This window comes from Streptomyces sp. NPDC049915, assembly GCF_040656475.1.
GTDB lineage: Bacteria > Actinomycetota > Actinomycetes > Streptomycetales > Streptomycetaceae > Streptomyces.
Map to the genome: position 1 here is coordinate 61,950 of NZ_JBFAMH010000031.1, position 15,347 is coordinate 77,296.

Sequence of the window (15,347 nt, forward strand, 5' to 3'; positions counted from 1 at the left end):
AACCCCGGCCCCGCCACCCGGCGGTGGCGCCGTGACGAATCCTCGTTCAATCGTTGGAGAAAGAATTCCCGTGAGCTCGACCAATCGCACCGTGGTCGTCACCGGTATCGGCGCAACCACACCGCTGGGTGGCGACGCGGCCTCGACCTGGGAGGGTCTGGTCGCCGGACGTTCCGGCGTCAAGCCCCTGGAGCAGGACTGGGCGGCCGACCAGGCCGTCAAGATCGCGGCCTCGATCGCGGTGGAGCCCACCGAGGTCATCCCGCGGCCGCAGGCCCGCAAGCTGGACCGCTCGGCGCAGTTCGCTCTGATCGCGGCTCAGGAGGCCTGGAAGGACGCAGGGTTCGAGGCCAAGGCCGGCGAGGACCCGGCCATCGACCCCGACCGGCTCGGCGCGGTCATCGCCTCCGGCATCGGCGGCGTGACGACCCTGCTGGACCAGTACGACGTGCTGAAGGAGAAGGGCGTCCGCCGCGTCTCCCCGCACACCGTCCCCATGCTGATGCCGAACAGCCCCTCGGCCAACGTGGGTCTGGCCGTGGGCGCCCGGGCGGGCGTGCACACGCCGGTCTCCGCGTGCGCCTCCGGCGCCGAGGCCATCGGCTACGCCATCGAGATGATCCGCACCGGCCGTGCCGACGTCGTCGTCGCCGGCGGTACGGAGGCGGCGATCCACCCGCTGCCCATCGCCGCGTTCGGCAACATGATGGCGATGTCCAAGAACAACGACGACCCGCAGGGCGCCTCGCGTCCCTACGACGTCGCCCGCGACGGTTTCGTCCTCGGCGAGGGCGCCGGTGTGCTCGTCCTGGAGTCCGCCGAGCACGCCGCCAAGCGCGGTGCCCGGGTGTACGCCGAGGCGGTCGGCCAGGGCATCTCGGCCGACAGCCACGACATCGTGCAGCCGGAGCCGGAGGGCCGCGGCATCGCTCACGCCCTGCAGAACCTGCTGGACCGCACCGGCCTGGACCCCGCCGAGATCGTGCACGTCAACGCGCACGCCACCTCGACGCCGGCCGGTGACATCGCGGAGCTGAAGGCGCTGCGCAAGGTCTTCGGCGACGACGCCGACCACATGGCGGTCTCGGCGACCAAGTCGATGACCGGTCACCTGCTCGGTGGCGCCGGTGGTGTCGAGTCCGTCGCGTGCGTGCTCGCCCTGTACCACCGGGTGGCGCCGCCGACCATCAACGTCGACAACATCGACCCCGAGGCCGAGGCCAACGCGGACGTGGTCCGCGGGGAGGCGCGCAAGCTGCCCGTCGAGGGCCGTCTCGCCGCGCTGAACGACTCGTTCGGGTTCGGCGGTCACAACGTGGTGCTGGCGTTCCGGACGGTCTGATCAACGCCGTTGACGGCGATGGCCCGGGATCCCCTTCGGGGGGTTCCGGGCCATCGCCGTTGTGTCTTCTGTTTTCCGCCCGGTGCGGGCCGTCCTCGGTTGCTCGCGCCCACGCGGGGAGCCGCACATCGATACAGCCCGCGCCCCTTTCGGGGCGCCTTCACACGACCTGGTGCAGCCAGCGGACCGGGGCTCCTTCGCCCGCGTACCGGAACGGCTCCAGTTCGTCGTCCCAGGGCTTGCCGAGGAGCTTGGCGATCTCGGCCTCGAGGTCGGTCTCGTCGCGCTGGGAGCGCAGCAGCGCGGCGCGCAGGCGGTCCTCGGGGATGAGGATGTCGCCGTGGATGCCGGTGACGGCGTGGAAGATGCCGAGGTCGGGGGTGCAGGAGTAGCGCTCGCCCTCGGCACTCGCGCAGGGCTCGGCGGTCACCTCGAAGCGCAGCAGGTGCCAGCCGCGCAGCGCGGAGGCGAGTTTGGAGGCGGTGCCCGCCTCGCCCTGCCAGGAGAACTCCGAGCGCCAGGTGCCGGGCGCGGCGGGCTGCCGGATCCAGTCGAGGTTGACGCGCGTGCCGAGCACACCGGCGATGGCCCACTCGACGTGCGGGCACAGCGCGCGCGGCGCGGAGTGCACGTACAGAACTCCACGTGTCGTCACCGGGACCTCCGGGCAGGCGGGTCGTCTTGCGGGCGGGCGGCGGCCGTCAGGCCACGTTGATGGCGAGGCTACCGTGCGGCGCCGCAAGGAGTGTGACGTACCGTCGGTCCCGGCGCCGTCAAACGCCCGCCATTCACCCGGGGGGACGCTTGTGGACGGGCCCGGTGGATCGGCGGCGGGCGCGGCTCGCAGGGGCGTGCCGTGGCGCCGGCCACCCGCCGGGCAGGCCCGAACGGTGGGTGTGAGCGGTCGCACGGCACGGTGGGGAACTCCCGCGCGTTGTCATGCTGGGAGGAGTCTGCCGGACGAGGTGAGGGGAACTGCTGCGCATGCGGAAGCGAAGCCATCGGGCGGGGGCCGTCGCGGCGGCCGTGGCGGCCGTCGTGCTGGGCGCCGCGGGCTGTGACGCGGTCGGCGGGGACTCCCCCGGCGGTCGGGCGCGCTCGGCGCGTCCGTCGCCGGCGCCGTCGTGGAACACCAGACCGGACTCGGTCGCGGCGGTGGGTGACTCCATCACCCGCGGTTTCGACGCCTGCTCGGTGCTGTCGGACTGCCCGGAGGTGTCCTGGGCGACCGGCAGCAGCCCGGGCGTGGACTCGCTGGCCGTGCGGCTGCTGGGCAGGCAGCGGGCGGCCACCCACAGCTGGAACTTCGCCGTGACGGGGGCGCGGATGGCCGACCTGCCGGCCCAGATGGCGCAGGCGGCGGCGCACAGACCCCAGTTGGTGACGGTGATGGCGGGCGCCAACGACGCCTGCCGGGACAGTACGGCGGCGATGACGTCGGTGGCGGACTTCCGCGCCCGGTTCGAGGAGGCCCTGCACACGCTGCGTGAGACCCTGCCCAAGGCCCAGGTGTATGTGGCGAGCGTGCCCGATCTGAAGTGGCTGTGGTCGCAGGGGCGGACCAACGCGCTCGGCAAGCAGATCTGGAAGCTCGGCATCTGCCCGTCGATGCTGGGGGACGCGGACTCCTTCAGCGCGGCGGCGATCCTGCGCCGGGACACCGTGCAGGACCGGGTGGAGGCGTACAACGCGGTGCTGAAGGATGTGTGCGCCAAGGACCGCTCCTGCCGCTTCGACGGCAACGCGGTGCACGACTTCCGGTTCGGCACGGCGCAGTTGAGTCACTGGGACTGGTTCCACCCCAGCACCGACGGCCAGGCCAGGCTGGCGGAGATCGCCTACCGCACGGTGACCGCGAAGAGCCGGTGACGTGAGATCCGTACGACAGGGCCTAGGGTTTCCCACATGGGTGAACTTTTCGGCACACTTTCCGACGGCACACCGGTGCACCGCTGGGCCCTGGAGCGTGCGGGGGTGCGGGTGCGGGTCCTGTCGTACGGCGGGGTCGTGCAGTCGGTGGAGGTACCGGACCGTCAGGGGCGGGCCGGGAACGTGGTTCTGGGGTTCGACGACCTCGAGGGGTACCTCGCCCATCCCGAGCCGCATCTCGGTGCGCTGATCGGGCGGTACGCCAACCGGATCGCCGGTGCCCGCTTCACCCTGGACGGCCGGACGTACCCGCTCGTGGCGAACGAGGGCCGCAATACGCTGCACGGCGGTGAGCGCGGCTTCGACAAGCGCGTGTGGGACGTCGAGCCGGTGGAGCACGGGCTGCGGCTGAGCCGGGTCAGCCCGCGCGACGAGGAGGGCTTCCCGGGCCGTCTGGAGGTCACGGCGACATACACCCTGGACGCCTCCGGTGCCCTGCACCTGGCCTACGAGGCGGTCACCGACGCGCCGACGGTGGTGAACCTGACCAACCACAGCTACCTCAACCTGGCCGGGTCGGGACACGCGGGCGGGCACGAACTGCGCCTCGCTGCCTCCCGCTACACCCCGGTCGACGCCGCTTCGATCCCGACCGGCGAACTCGCGGACGTCACCGGCACCCGCTTCGACTTCCGTACGCCCCGCAAGACCGGCTCCGGCTACGACCACAACTTCGTGCTGGACAAGGGCGTCACCCGGGCCCCCGTGGAGGTGGCCGAGCTGCACGACCCGGCGTCCGGGCGGGTGCTGACGGTGGCGACGACCGAGCCGGGTCTGCAGCTGTACACCGCCGACCACCTGGGTGAGCCGTTCCTCCCCGGGGGCGGCGTCGCGCTGGAGACGCAGCACTTCCCGGACTCCCCGAACCGGCCGGAGTTCCCGAGCACGGTGCTCAGGCCGGGCGAGGTGTACCGCTCGCAGACGGTGTACGGGTTCTCCGCACGCTGAACGGCGTGAGCCCCGGTCCGGGCGTCAGGTCCCGGACCGGGGCTGCTGGTGGGGGGGGCCGCCCCCCGTCAGGTGGGGCGGCGTCCCGGATCAGACGTTAATCGTGGCGGCGATGCGGCGGTCGGCGATCGAGCGTCCGGCCTGGATCTCGTACGAACCCTTCACACACGACCATGAGTTGGTCGTCTCGTCCCAGATCTCGAAGGCGCGACGCGGCAGTTCGACGACCGCCTCGGCGGCCTCGCCCGGCCCGGCGTCGACACCCGCGAAGCCGGCCAGCCACCGCGCCGGGCGGCTCGCGTCGGGCTCGACGGGCGCGAGGTAGACCTGCACGACCTCGCGCCCGGCCCGGGGACCGCGGTTGCGCACCCGCACGGTCACCGTCGTCCCGTCGGTCTCGACCGCCTCGTAGGTCCAGTCGGTGTAGCCGAGGCCGTGGCCGAAGGGGTACGCCGGGGTGCGGCCCTCCTTCTCCCAGGCGCGGTAGCCGATGAACACGTCCTCGTCGTAGTCGAGCCGGCCGTCGGTGGGCACGACCCGGGTGACGGGCGCGTCCTTCAGGGAGCCCCAGGTGGTGGGCAGCCGGCCGCCCGGCTCGTACGCGCCGGTGAGGACGTCGGCCAGGGCGGCCCCGCCCTCCTGGCCGGGGAACCAGCTCAGCAGGACGGCGGCGACCTGGTCGCGCCAGGGCAGTTCCACCGGGGAGCCGGAGTTGACGACCACGACGGTGTCGGGGTTGGCGGCGGCGACGGCGCGCACCAGGTCGTCCTGGCGGCCGGGCAGTGCCAGGTCCGTGCGGTCGAAGCCCTCGGACTCCACGCGCTCGGTGGTGGCGACCACGACGACGGCGGTGTCGGCGGCGCGGGCCGCCTCGACGGCCTCGGCGATCAGCTCCTCGGGGTCGCGCTGCGGCGCCTGGTGGGCGAGCGCGAACAGGACGGCCCTGATCGGCGAGCCCTCCGGCTGCTCGACGATGTGGATCAGTGAGACCTCGACGGGCTCACCGGCCCTCAGTTCGGCCTGGGCGCGCGGTACCGGGGAGCCGAAAAAGGCCTCGAAGGGGTCGCTGTCGGCGGCCGGGGGCTGGTGGTCGTCGAAGTACGTCGTGCCGTCGACGCGGAGGGTGAAGGTGCCGGTGCCGCGGATGCCGAAGGTGTGCGGGCCGCTCTCGCGCGGGGTGAAGGTGCCGGTCAGTTCGACGGAGTGCAGCGTGGTGGGGGTACCCCCTGCTCGAGCGGAGTCGAGAGCTTGGGGGAACGTGACGCCCTCGGGCAGGTCCGCGCCGAGCCACTGCAGCTGCCCGTTCGGCGCGGACGCGGTGCCGATGACCTCGCCGCCCGCGTCGCGGCAGACGGCGCGCAGCTCGAAGCCCTGGTCGGCGACGGAGAGTTCGGTGGCCGGGTCGGCGCCGAGGGCGTAGCGGACGGCGCCGTCGGGCAGGGCGGCGGTGAGGCCGTCGAGCGGGGAGACGACGTGGGCCGGGAAGACGGTGGCGGACCCGCCGCCGAGGACGCGGGCGTCGCGGGCGGCGGCGCCGATGAGGGCGACGGTGCGGCCGGGCTTCAGCGGCAGCGCCGCGTTCTCGTTGCGGACCAGGACGAAGGAGCGGCGGGCGATCTCGCGGGCGAGGGCGTCGCCGTCGACGGTGCCGGGGAGTTCGGCGACGGCCGGCTCGGCGCCGGTGAGAACGCCGACCCGCGCGGCGAGCCGCAGGACGCGGCGTACGGCGTCGTCGACGGCGCTCTCGGTGACCTCGCCGTCGCGTACGGCCTGGGCGAGTGCCTCGCCGTAGACGGTCTGCGGGCCGGGCATCGCCACGTCGAGGCCGCCGGTGAGGGCGCCGGTGGTGTCGCGGGCGGCGAACCAGTCGGAGACGTTGAAGCCGTCGAAGCCCCACTCGCCGCGCAGCACCTCGTTCACCAGGTGGTGGTGCTCGGTCATGGTGGTGCCGTTGACGGTGTTGTAGGCGGTCATGACGCCCCACGGGCGGGCGTTCTCCACGATCGCCTCGAAGGGCGCCAGGTACAGCTCGCGCAGGGCGCGCCCGGAGAGGCGGTTGTCGACGGTGAAGCGGTCGGTCTCGGCGTCGTTGGCGACGAAGTGCTTGACGGTGGTGCCGACGCCGCCGGACTGCACGCCCTGGACGTAGCCGGTGCCGATGCGGCCGGTGAGGTACGGGTCCTCGCTGTAGGCCTCGAAGTGGCGGCCGCCGAGCGGGGAGCGGTGCAGGTTGACGGTGGGCGCGAGCAGCACGTGGACGCCCTTGCGGCGGGCCTCCTGGGCGAGCAGCACGCCGGCCCGGCGGGCGAGTTCGGGATCCCAGGTGGCGGCCAGCGCGGTCGGGGAGGGCAGGGCGACGGAGGGGTCGTCGGCGCTCCAGCGCACGCCGCGCACGCCGATCGGCCCGTCGGACATGACGAGGGACGCCAGAGAGATCTCGGGCAGTGCGGGCAGGGACCACATGTCCTGGCCGGCCAGCAGCCGGGCCTTGGCGTCCAGGTCGAGCTTGCCGAGTGCGGACTCGACGGCCGCCTCGCGGGCCTGGTCGGCCGGGGTGCGCTGGGTTCCCGCCATCGCGGTGCCTCCTCGTTGCCACTGTGCAGGTGGCCCCATGGTGCACCGGTCACCTGTAGAGCGGTAGGTTTCGTTATTCTGCCGTTACGATCGAGGGCGGCATGCCGTACGGTGACGCCATGAACGCAAGGGTCAGGAGCGAGGAGCGGCGCGCGGAGATCGTGCGGGCGGCCCTGGAGGTGATCGCCGAGCGCGGATACCGGGGGGCGAGCCTGGCCGCGGTGGCGGAGCGGGTGGGACTGACCCAGCAGGGGCTGCTGCACTACTTCCCGACCAAGGACGCGCTGCTGGTCGCGGTGCTCAAGGAGCGGGACCAGTGGGACGCGGTGCCGGACAGCCAGTGGCGCCTGGACCTGCTGGCCTCCCTGGTCGAGTACAACGCGATGCGGCCCGGCATCATCCAGACCTTCTCGGCGCTGCTCGGCGAGAGCGTCACGGAGGAGCACCCGGCACGCGCCTACTTCACCGACCGCTACCGCCGCGTCCGGGAGAACATGGCGGCCGTCCTGCGCACCGAGTACGGCGACCGCCTGCCCAACGGCCTCACCCCCGAACGCACGGCCCCGCTCCTGGTCGCGGTGATGGACGGCCTGCAGTACCAGTGGCTGCTGGACCCGGAGACCGTGGACATGCCGGGCGCGTTCCGGGACTTCCTGCGCCTGCTGGGCGAGGAGGTGGCCTGACCGCTAACGGGCGGGCACGGCGGCCACCACCTCGATCTCGATCAGCGCCTCGGGCGTGAACAGGCGGGAGGCCTCGAACGTCATGCTCGTCGGGGCCGTGCCGGTGAGGAACTCCCGGCGTACCGCGCCGTACTCGTGCAGGCGGGAGATGTCGGTGAGGTAGGTGCGGATGTTGACGACGTCCGTCAGGGCCGCGCCGTGCGCCCTCAGCAGGGCGTCCAGCGCCTCGAAGATCCCACGGGACTGCTCGGCGACCGTGGCGCCCTCGGCGACCTGGCCGGAGACGAACAGCAGGGCGCTGCCGTCGGCGTGTTCGACGCGGGCGACCTGGGAGTAGTAGGCGTTGGCGGGCTGCGGGGCGTGTGCGGGGTTGTCCAGGGTGACCTTCATCGTGCTCCTTCGGCGGTGCTCAGACGGGTGACGGCACGTGCGATGTCGGCGCCGGCGAGGGCGGGGTCCGCCGCGGCACGGCGGAACTGCTCCAGCAGCGCCCGGACGGCGGGCAGTTCGGCGGCCTGCGTGGCGATCCGCAGGTCCTTCACGGCCAGGTCCGTGCCGAAGTGCACCCCCTCGGCGAAGGCGCGGGCCACCGCTCCGGCGAGCGGGCTGCCGGCGAGAGCGTCGCGGGCGGTGGCGGGGTCGAGGCCGAGCGCGCCGGCGAGCCGCAGCGCCTCCGCGACGATCCCGACACCGCCGATGACGGCCGTGTTGACGACGAGTTTGAGGGCCGCGCCGGAGCCCAGGGGCCCGGTGCGGGTGACGCTGCCGAGGCGGGCCAGCACCGGCTCGACGGCCACCGCGTCCCCGCCCGCGAGGATGCCGAGCGTGCCCTCGGCGGCCCGGTCGGTGCTGCCCATGACCGGCGCGTCGACCAGGGTGACCCCCTGCGTCAACCGATCGGCGAGCTCCCGCACGGCGTCCGGCCCGACGGTGGACATCTCGACCCAGGTGACGCCCGGCCGCAGCCGCGGCGCCACCGCGTCGGCGACGGCGGCCAGCGCCCGCGGTCCCGCGAGCATCGTGATCACCAGGTCCGACGCCGACTGGATCGCCGGCAGCTCCCGCCCGGAGGGCACCCTGCTCGCCGCCGCCGTGCGGCAGGGCTTCCGGCCGCGCGTCGCCCATGTCGTCGCCGAGTGGACCGCCAAGCAGGGCTATGTGGCCGCCGGTCTCGGCGTCACCCTCGTTCCGGCCCTGGCCGCCGCATCCGTACGGCCCGACATCGCCCTGCTGCGGGTGCGCGCCGAGGACGCCCCGGCGCGGGCGTCCTACGCGGCGGCCCCACGGGGGCGGTCGCTGACCCCGGCGGCCCGTGCCTTCGTCGCCGCCCTGCGGCAGGCCGCCGCCCGCGTTCGAGTCTGACCGACAACACCATGGCGTACGCCACTTCCGTCACGCGATACTGCGCCGGTCCCGCAAGTACGCACCCACGGCGACGGAAGGACGACAACCGCCTTGCTGCCCTCACGTGTTCGCGCGGCCGCCCTCGGGCTGGCCCTCAGCGCGGCCCTGGCCGCCCCCACCACCGCCTCGGCCGCGCCGGCCGCGCCCCTCGCGCCGACCGTCGAGGAGCAGCGCCTCGGCCGGGCGGCACCGCAGGAGATCCTGCGGCGGTCCGGATTCAACACCGTGACACCGGAGTTCAGGCGGGCGCTGAGCCGCGCGCACTCCTCCGCGCAGGCGCGCCGGATCGTCGTACGGGAAGGGGCCGCGCTGTGGCGGCGGGCCGTGGAGCGGGCGCAGGGGCGGGGGCCGGCGGGTGGGGACCTCAGCCGGGACGACGACCGGCCGCTGTACTGGGCGCGACTGGGGATGTCGCGGGAAGTGCGGGGCTGGGAGCCGCAGTTCGCGCTCGACGAGGCGGAACGGGCCGCGCTGCTCAACGACTTGGAGCGCAGCTCACGTGGGCAGAGCGACGTCCGGTATCCGCGGGAGGCGAAGGGGATCAAGCGGGTCCTGGTCACCGGGTTCGACCCGTTCACGCTGGACAGGGACATCCGCATCTCCAACCCGTCCGGCGCGTCCGCGCTGGCCCTGGACGGCACGCTGATCGAGACGGCGAGCGGTCCGGCGCGGGTGGAGACCGTGGTGTTCCCGGTGCGCTGGCGGGACTTCACGCAGGGGACGGTGGAGCGGGCGCTGCGGCCGTATCTGCCGCGGGTGGACCTGTTCACGACGGTGAGCCAGGGCCGCGTCGGGCGCTTCGACATCGAGCGCACCAACGGGGCCTGGCGGGGCGGCTCCCCGGACAACGACGACACCGGTACGGCAGGACCCGTCCCGGTCGGCGATCCGGCGACGCAGCCGCAGTGGACGACGACGACCCTGCCGTACGCCCGGATCACGGCGGCGGACACGGGCCGGTTCCCGGTGTACGACAACACGTCCGTGACCGAGATTCCGGCGGGTGGCGGTGAGCCGGTGGTGCGGCCGGACGGGCCGACGCCCGGGTCGGCGGCGCGGGCCGGGGGCGGCGGGAACTACCTGTCCAACGAGATCGCCTACCGGGCGACGCTGCTGCGCGACCGGCTGGGCCTGCACGACACGCTGCCCGGCGGGCATGTGCACACGCCGGTGCTGCAGTTCGGCGCGGGCAACACCGACCCGGCGACGGGCACGGTCACGGACCCGGAGTTCGTCCGCAACCGGCTGGACATCATCGCCCAGGTGCGGGCGATCCTGTGGGTGGCTGCGGGAACGGTGTAGCGGCCTCGTCGCCGTCGCGCTCCCCCTCCTCGATCTCCTCGCCCCGCAGGTCGCGCGCCAGCAGCGTGGCGCCCGCGACCGCGCCCGGCATCAGGAACACGGCGACGAGGGGGACCAGGAAGGCCAGGCCGAGGGGGGTGCCGAAGCCCCAGACGAGGAGCTTGCGCGAGCGCAGCAGGGCGAGGCGCTCGCGCAGGGCGACGCCGCGCCGCTCCAGGGCGACGGCGGTCAGTTCCTCGGTGAGGAAGAAGCCGGTGACGAAGAAGCCGATCACCGGGACCACGGTCTGGCCGACGACGGGCACGAACCCGAGGGCGAAGAGCAGCACGCCCCAGAGCGCGGCCCGGACCAGGATGCGCAGGCTGTCGCGGGCGGAGATCCACAGCTCGCGCCACAGCGGCAGCCCCGACTCGGGCGCGGTGCCGTCGCGGGAGACGTCGCGGTCGACCTGCTCCGAGAGGTTCTCGTAGAAGGGCTGGCCGATCAGGAGCGTGACGGCGGTGAAGGACAGGACGGCGAGGAGCAGGCTCAGCGCGAAGAGCACGGCGGTGAGGAAACCGCGGAACAGGCCGAGCCAGGGGCTGGACCAGTCGTCGGCGAACGGCGTCGCCCACGTGACGAAGTCCTCGCCCCACAGCGCCAGGGCGACGAGCGCCGCGGCGTACAGCACGAGCGTCACCAGGCCGGGCAGCAGCCCGAAGCCGTAACTCCTGCCGTGCCGGACCACCCAGCGCTGGCCTTTGAGCAGATAGCCGAAGCCCACCCCGAGATCACGCATGACAGCACTCTAGCGAGCGCCGCTCGGCGAGCTTCGCGGCGCCGGTCGACAAGCCCTTCACGGCAACTGCCGCGGCGGGTGCGGGGCCCGCGATGCGTCCGGGCGGCAGCGCCCGCCGCGCGCGCCGCTCCGCGAGCAGCCGCGCGGCCGGTCCGACGGGAGTCCTCCCGTCCGCCCATTCGCGCCCGGCAGCTCCCACCGCGGGTGTCAGCCGGGTCAGTCCGTGAGCATCCTGCGCAGCAGGTCCCGCAGGGTTGCTCGTTCCGTGTCGGACAGGCCGGCCAGGGGCTCGCGGGCGAAGCGCAGGCCGTCGCGCAGGTCGCGGGCGACCCGGCGGCCCTCGTCGGTGGCCGCGGCCAGCTTCACCCGGCGGTCGGCGGGGTCGGGGCGGCGCTCGACCAGGCCGCGCGCCTCCAGCCGGTCCACGATCCCCGTGACGTTGGACGGCTCGCACTTCAGCTTCTGCGCCAGCTTGCGCATCGGCAGCGGCTCCAGGGACAGCAGGCTGAGCAGGCGCGCCTGGGCGCCGGTCAGCGCGTGCTGGCCCGCCGCCTCCTCGTAGTCCGCGTAGAAGCGGGCCACGACGTCCCCGATGAGCTCGACGACCTCGAGGGTCAGCGGGTCGGGGCGGCGGGTCGTGTGTGGGGTGGACATGGCTTCCAGGGTACCCGCTTACTTGACAACCTGAAATATTCAGGAGCATCGTTGTTTCAGGTACTGAAGTAATTGTCCCTGAAGTGATCGCCCCTTAAGGCGATCACCTGAACCACACCGAAAGGCCCGTCATGATCAACCGCGAATGGCACCTGCTCAGCCGCCCCGTCGGCTGGCCGAAGCCCGAGGACTTCGCCCTGGTCGAGGCGGAGGTGCCGCAGCCGGGTGAGGGTCAGGTCCTGGTACGGAACAAGTACCTCTCCGTGGACCCCTACATGCGCGGCCGGATGAGTGCCGCGAAGTCCTATGTCGCCCCCTTCGAGCTGGGCAAGGCCATGCAGGGCGGCGCGGTCGGCGAGGTGGTCGCCTCGGGCGCCGAGGGCATCGCGGCCGGCGACCACGTCCTGCACTTCTTCGGCTGGCGCGAATACGCCCTGGTGGACGCCAAGCACGCGGTCAAGGTGGGCCCGACCGCCGTCCCGTCCGTCAAGGTGGACCCCGAGGGCGTGCCCCTGTCGGCCTACCTCGGCGTCCTCGGCATGACCGGCCTGACCGCCTACGCCGGCCTGCTGCGCACCGCGTCCTTCAAGGAGGGCGACGCCGTCTTCGTCTCCGGCGCGGCCGGTGCCGTGGGCAGCCAGGTCGGGCAGATCGCCAAGCTCAAGGGCGCCTCCCGGGTGATCGGCTCGGCCGGCTCCGACGAGAAGGTCAAGCTGCTGGTCGACGAGTACGGCTTCGACGCCGCGTTCAACTACAAGAACGGCCCCGTGAGCGAGCAGCTGCGCGCCGCCGCCCCCGACGGCATCGACGTGTACTTCGACAACGTCGGCGGGGACCACCTGGAGGCCGCTATCGGCTCCCTGAACGAGGGCGGCCGGATCGCGGTCTGCGGAATGATCTCGGTCTACAACAACACCGAGCCCGCCCCCGGCCCGCGCAACCTCGCCCGCCTCATCCAGACCCGGGGCCGGATCGAGGGCTTCCTGGTCGGCGACCACTACGACCTGCAGCCGCAGTTCGTCCAGGAGGTCGGCCCGTGGGTCGCCTCGGGTGCGCTGAAGTACCGGGAGACCGTGGTCGAGGGCATCGAGAACACCCTGGAGGCGTTCCTCGGCGTGCTGCGCGGCGACAACATCGGAAAGATGGTCGTCAAGCTCTAGCCTTTCGGTGCTTTCCGGTATGCGATAACTTCTTTCCGAAATCCGTCGTCGATCGTGGGCGCGAGTCGCGGCGGACCGAGGAGGAGGAAGACAACCGCATGTCCATCCAGCAGTCCGACGTCCTGTACACCGCCGTCGCCACCGCCGAGAACGGCCGCGACGGCCGGGTCGCCACCGACGACGGCAAGCTCGACGTCGTCGTCAACCCGCCGGTCGAGATGGGCGGCAGCGGCGCCGGCACCAACCCGGAGCAGCTGTTCGCCGCCGGCTACAGCGCCTGCTTCCAGGGCGCGCTCGGCGTCGTCGCCCGTCAGGAGGGCGCCGACGTCTCCGGCTCGACCGTCACCGCGAAGGTCGGCATCGGCAAGAACGACGACGGCTTCGGCATCATCGTCGAGATCTCCGCGAACATCCCGAACGTGGATGCGCAGACGGCCGCGAGCCTGGTCAAGAAGGCGCACGAGGTGTGCCCGTACTCCAAGGCCACGCGCGGGAACATCACGGTGACGCTCGTCTGAGTCCGGGTCCCGTCTGCCGGGTACGGGTTGTTTGCCGGGTGCGGGTCGTGGGGGGGGTTGCTCGCGCAGTTCCCCGCGCCCCTTTCCGTTGGTCACCGTGCCCGGCATTCCCCTGTCGCGTCAGTTCATCTCCAGCGCCGCCCGGTGTACCGCACTGACCAGGGGCCCGTTCTCCGGTGCCGCGCCTCCGGGGTACGCCATCCGGCGGCGGGTGTAGCCGTAGGCCAGGCCGCTGCGGGGGTCGGCGAAGGCCTGGGTGCCGCCCGCGCCGCCGTGGCCGAAGGCGCCGGCGCCCAGGAACGGGTACCAGGGGTCCGAGGTCGCCTGGAAGCCGAGGCCGAAGGCCCTGTGGGTGCGGGTCACCAGGTCGTAGCCCACGGAGTGGATCTGGCCGACCTCCGCGACGGTGTCCGGCTTCAGCAGCGGCGGCCGGTCGTCGACCTCGCTGATCGCCGCCGCGTACATCTTCGCCAGACCGCGCGCAGAGGCCACCCCGCCCGCCGACGCCGGTCCCTTGGCGCGCACCAGGCGTGAGTTGGCGTGGCCCTCCGGGGGCCCCGGCTCCGGCACATGGGTGTTGAAGGCGATCGAGGCCAGGGTGTGCGGTCCGTACGGCTGGGCGTCCAGCAGCGCCCGCTGCTCCGGCGTCGGGGTCATCGGCTGCACGGACCTGAAGCGCGGTTCCTCGGACTCCGGCAGCCCGAGGAAGAAGTCCAGGGCGTACGGCGCGCGCACCCGCTCCTCGTACACCTCCTGCAGGGTGTGTCCCGTGGCCCGGCGGACCACCTCGCCGGCGAGGGCGCCGATGACGAGAGCGTGGTAGCCGAAGGCGGTACCGGGCCGCCAGTACGGCTTCTGGTCCGCGAGCCGTTCGGCGATCGCCCGGTCGTCGGCCAGCTCCTCCGCGGAGAACCCGGCGTCGATCCCGATGAGGCCGGCCCGGTGGGTGAGCAGGTCCCGCAGGGTCACCGCGCCCTTGCCCTCGGCGCCGAACTCGGGCCAGTAGTACGTCACCTTGCGGTCCAGTTCCAGGGTGCCGTCCTGGACCAGGAGCGCAGCCACGAGATGGGCGGCGCCCATGGTGGACGAGAACACGCCGTACAGGGAGTCGGCCGCGTTGCCCGTCCACAGGTCGACGACCCGGCGTCCGTGCACATACGCGCACAACTGGCCCTCGTAGTCGGGGCGTTCGGCGGCGACGAAGGCCGCGAACTCCTCCCGCACGGCTTCGAAGCCGTCCGCCACGGCGCCGTGAATCTCCTGACCCATCCGCTCTCCTCCCCTGGACTCCGCCTCTCATGGTGCCCGACGGAGATCATGTCGGTGGTGCTCCACGCCGGTTACGCGCAGACGGGTACGGCGACGGGCGCCCGTTCGACTCAACGGCCGTCCGTGCTCAGGTGCACCACCACAGGAAACGGTTGCAGGTCTGCGACGGCTCGGGGGCCGGGGCGGGGGGCCGGGTCGTCGGTGCGGGCGGACGGGTGGGCTCCGGGGCGGGGCCTTCGGTCCGGGTCGCCGAGGGGGCGGAGCGGGGGGTGTCGTGTGCGGTCGGGGCGCCGCTGGTCTCGGTGGCGCGGGCGCTCGGGGTCGGCGCGCTGTCCGACGGGGACGGCGAGGCGGACGCGGAGGGGTCGGGCGAGGCGGACGCGGTGTGCGAGTCCGACGCCGGGACCTGGTGCGGGCCGGACGACTCGTCCGTGCCGGGCTGCGCGTCGCCGCCGGCCGCGCCGTCCGGCGACTGGTCACCGGCCGCCGCCGGGTCGGGGGCGGAGAAGCCCGGTGCGTCGGTGCCGAGCTCGGCGAGGCTCAGCCCGCCGGCGGCCAGGACGAACCCGGCGGCGATGAGCAGGGTGCGACGGCGGCGCCTGCGGTGCGCGGCGGCCTTGCGGTCCCGGCGGCTCCCGCCGTCCCGGGTGCCTCCTTCGGCGGCGGCACGGCGCGCGGCCCGCCCTCCGGCGGGGGGGGGGGGGGGGCGCCGCCCGCGCCCGGCGGCGGGCCGGGGGGGCGCGGCCCGGGGGCGGCGGGGGGGGGGCGCGCGCCGCGCGCGGGGGC

16 protein-coding genes are annotated in these 15,347 nt (G+C 73.4%); 8 read left to right on the forward strand and 8 right to left on the reverse strand.

The window, feature by feature from the left end:
- Nucleotides 1-70: 70 nt before the first annotated feature.
- Nucleotides 71-1,342 (forward strand): beta-ketoacyl-ACP synthase II, encoded by a 1,272-nt coding sequence (gene fabF, locus AB0J12_RS34245; protein WP_363268544.1) that lies wholly within the window; start codon nucleotides 71-73, stop codon nucleotides 1,340-1,342.
- 160 nt (nucleotides 1,343-1,502) lie between these two features.
- Here the strand turns inward: fabF and AB0J12_RS34250 are convergent, their stop codons facing one another.
- Complete coding sequence (locus AB0J12_RS34250; RefSeq protein WP_363268545.1) at nucleotides 1,503-1,997, reverse strand: DUF3145 domain-containing protein; 495 nt, start codon at nucleotides 1,995-1,997, stop codon at nucleotides 1,503-1,505.
- 329 nt (nucleotides 1,998-2,326) lie between these two features.
- On the opposite strand from AB0J12_RS34250, the gene AB0J12_RS34255 reads away from it, so the two are divergent.
- Together AB0J12_RS34255 and AB0J12_RS34260 are read left to right on the forward strand one after the other, a co-directional pair.
- A complete protein-coding gene (locus tag AB0J12_RS34255) occupies nucleotides 2,327-3,211 on the forward strand; it encodes an SGNH/GDSL hydrolase family protein (protein WP_363268546.1) in 885 nt (294 codons plus the stop codon).
- Nucleotides 3,212-3,247: 36 nt separating this feature from the next.
- Nucleotides 3,248-4,219, forward strand: coding sequence for an aldose epimerase family protein (locus tag AB0J12_RS34260; protein ID WP_363268547.1), 972 nt, complete (start codon nucleotides 3,248-3,250; stop codon nucleotides 4,217-4,219).
- 90 nt (nucleotides 4,220-4,309) lie between these two features.
- Here AB0J12_RS34260 and AB0J12_RS34265 read toward each other — a convergent pair whose 3' ends face one another.
- Nucleotides 4,310-6,793, reverse strand: coding sequence for a glycoside hydrolase family 3 C-terminal domain-containing protein (locus tag AB0J12_RS34265; protein WP_363268549.1), 2,484 nt, complete (start codon nucleotides 6,791-6,793; stop codon nucleotides 4,310-4,312).
- A 101-nt stretch (nucleotides 6,794-6,894) separates the two neighbouring features.
- Between AB0J12_RS34265 and AB0J12_RS34270 the strand changes: the two genes are divergently transcribed.
- On the forward strand, nucleotides 6,895-7,476 hold the full coding sequence (locus tag AB0J12_RS34270; protein ID WP_363268550.1) for a TetR/AcrR family transcriptional regulator: 582 nt from the start codon (nucleotides 6,895-6,897) through the stop codon (nucleotides 7,474-7,476).
- A 3-nt stretch (nucleotides 7,477-7,479) separates the two neighbouring features.
- On the opposite strand, the gene AB0J12_RS34275 is transcribed toward AB0J12_RS34270, so the two are convergent.
- Together AB0J12_RS34275 and AB0J12_RS34280 are read right to left on the reverse strand one after the other, a co-directional pair.
- Nucleotides 7,480-7,866 carry a RidA family protein gene (locus AB0J12_RS34275; protein WP_363268552.1) on the reverse strand — a complete coding sequence of 129 codons (387 nt, stop codon included), beginning with the start codon at nucleotides 7,864-7,866 and terminating at the stop codon, nucleotides 7,480-7,482.
- The gene (locus AB0J12_RS34280) at nucleotides 7,863-8,552 is read right to left on the reverse strand and encodes an NAD(P)-binding domain-containing protein (protein WP_363268553.1); all 690 of its coding nucleotides are present in this window, start codon (nucleotides 8,550-8,552) and stop codon (nucleotides 7,863-7,865) included. Before AB0J12_RS34280 ends, AB0J12_RS34275 begins: the two co-directional genes overlap by 4 nt.
- Here AB0J12_RS34280 and AB0J12_RS34285 point away from each other — a divergent pair.
- Entirely contained in the window at nucleotides 8,497-8,838 is a 342-nt protein-coding gene (locus tag AB0J12_RS34285; protein WP_363268554.1) for a LysR substrate-binding domain-containing protein, read from the forward strand. The two genes, AB0J12_RS34280 and AB0J12_RS34285, sit on opposite strands and share 56 nt — an antisense overlap.
- A gap of 93 nt (nucleotides 8,839-8,931) precedes the next feature.
- On the forward strand, nucleotides 8,932-10,182 hold the full coding sequence (locus AB0J12_RS34290; protein WP_363268555.1) for a pyroglutamyl peptidase: 1,251 nt from the start codon (nucleotides 8,932-8,934) through the stop codon (nucleotides 10,180-10,182).
- Here AB0J12_RS34290 and AB0J12_RS34295 read toward each other — a convergent pair.
- The gene (locus AB0J12_RS34295) at nucleotides 10,133-10,960 is read right to left on the reverse strand and encodes an EI24 domain-containing protein (protein ID WP_363268556.1); all 828 of its coding nucleotides are present in this window, start codon (nucleotides 10,958-10,960) and stop codon (nucleotides 10,133-10,135) included. The genes AB0J12_RS34290 and AB0J12_RS34295 overlap by 50 nt on opposite strands.
- 216 nt (nucleotides 10,961-11,176) lie before the next feature.
- A complete protein-coding gene (locus AB0J12_RS34300; RefSeq protein WP_363268557.1) occupies nucleotides 11,177-11,614 on the reverse strand; it encodes a MarR family transcriptional regulator in 438 nt (145 codons plus the stop codon).
- A gap of 131 nt (nucleotides 11,615-11,745) precedes the next feature.
- On the opposite strand from AB0J12_RS34300, the gene AB0J12_RS34305 reads away from it, so the two are divergent.
- Both AB0J12_RS34305 and AB0J12_RS34310 read left to right on the forward strand, forming a co-directional pair.
- Nucleotides 11,746-12,774 carry an NADP-dependent oxidoreductase gene (locus tag AB0J12_RS34305; RefSeq protein ID WP_363268558.1) on the forward strand — a complete coding sequence of 343 codons (1,029 nt, stop codon included), beginning with the start codon at nucleotides 11,746-11,748 and terminating at the stop codon, nucleotides 12,772-12,774.
- A 98-nt stretch (nucleotides 12,775-12,872) separates the two neighbouring features.
- A complete protein-coding gene (locus AB0J12_RS34310; RefSeq protein WP_363268559.1) occupies nucleotides 12,873-13,292 on the forward strand; it encodes an organic hydroperoxide resistance protein in 420 nt (139 codons plus the stop codon).
- A gap of 120 nt (nucleotides 13,293-13,412) precedes the next feature.
- Here the strand turns inward: AB0J12_RS34310 and AB0J12_RS34315 are convergent, their stop codons facing one another.
- Together AB0J12_RS34315 and AB0J12_RS34320 are read right to left on the reverse strand one after the other, a co-directional pair.
- The gene (locus AB0J12_RS34315) at nucleotides 13,413-14,561 is read right to left on the reverse strand and encodes a serine hydrolase domain-containing protein (protein WP_363268560.1); all 1,149 of its coding nucleotides are present in this window, start codon (nucleotides 14,559-14,561) and stop codon (nucleotides 13,413-13,415) included.
- A 127-nt stretch (nucleotides 14,562-14,688) separates the two neighbouring features.
- Nucleotides 14,689-15,347 (reverse strand): hypothetical protein (locus tag AB0J12_RS34320; protein WP_363268561.1); only part of this gene is annotated, 659 nt, incomplete at its 5' end.

What these genes read in the sequence shown, in the direction of transcription:
- AB0J12_RS34255 (WP_363268546.1), top strand. Translation starts at nt 2,327, where the DNA reads ATGCGGAAGCGAAGCCATCGGGCGGGGGCCGTCGCGGCGGCCGTGGCG.
- AB0J12_RS34260 (WP_363268547.1), top strand. Translation starts at nt 3,248, where the DNA reads ATGGGTGAACTTTTCGGCACACTTTCCGACGGCACACCGGTGCACCGC.
- AB0J12_RS34265 (WP_363268549.1), bottom strand. Translation starts at nt 6,793, where the DNA reads ATGGCGGGAACCCAGCGCACCCCGGCCGACCAGGCCCGCGAGGCGGCC.
- AB0J12_RS34270 (WP_363268550.1), top strand. Translation starts at nt 6,895, where the DNA reads ATGCCGTACGGTGACGCCATGAACGCAAGGGTCAGGAGCGAGGAGCGG.
- AB0J12_RS34275 (WP_363268552.1), bottom strand. Translation starts at nt 7,866, where the DNA reads ATGAAGGTCACCCTGGACAACCCCGCACACGCCCCGCAGCCCGCCAAC.
- AB0J12_RS34295 (WP_363268556.1), bottom strand. Translation starts at nt 10,960, where the DNA reads ATGCGTGATCTCGGGGTGGGCTTCGGCTATCTGCTCAAAGGCCAGCGC.
- AB0J12_RS34300 (WP_363268557.1), bottom strand. Translation starts at nt 11,614, where the DNA reads ATGTCCACCCCACACACGACCCGCCGCCCCGACCCGCTGACCCTCGAG.
- AB0J12_RS34305 (WP_363268558.1), top strand. Translation starts at nt 11,746, where the DNA reads ATGATCAACCGCGAATGGCACCTGCTCAGCCGCCCCGTCGGCTGGCCG.
- AB0J12_RS34310 (WP_363268559.1), top strand. Translation starts at nt 12,873, where the DNA reads ATGTCCATCCAGCAGTCCGACGTCCTGTACACCGCCGTCGCCACCGCC.
- AB0J12_RS34315 (WP_363268560.1), bottom strand. Translation starts at nt 14,561, where the DNA reads ATGGGTCAGGAGATTCACGGCGCCGTGGCGGACGGCTTCGAAGCCGTG.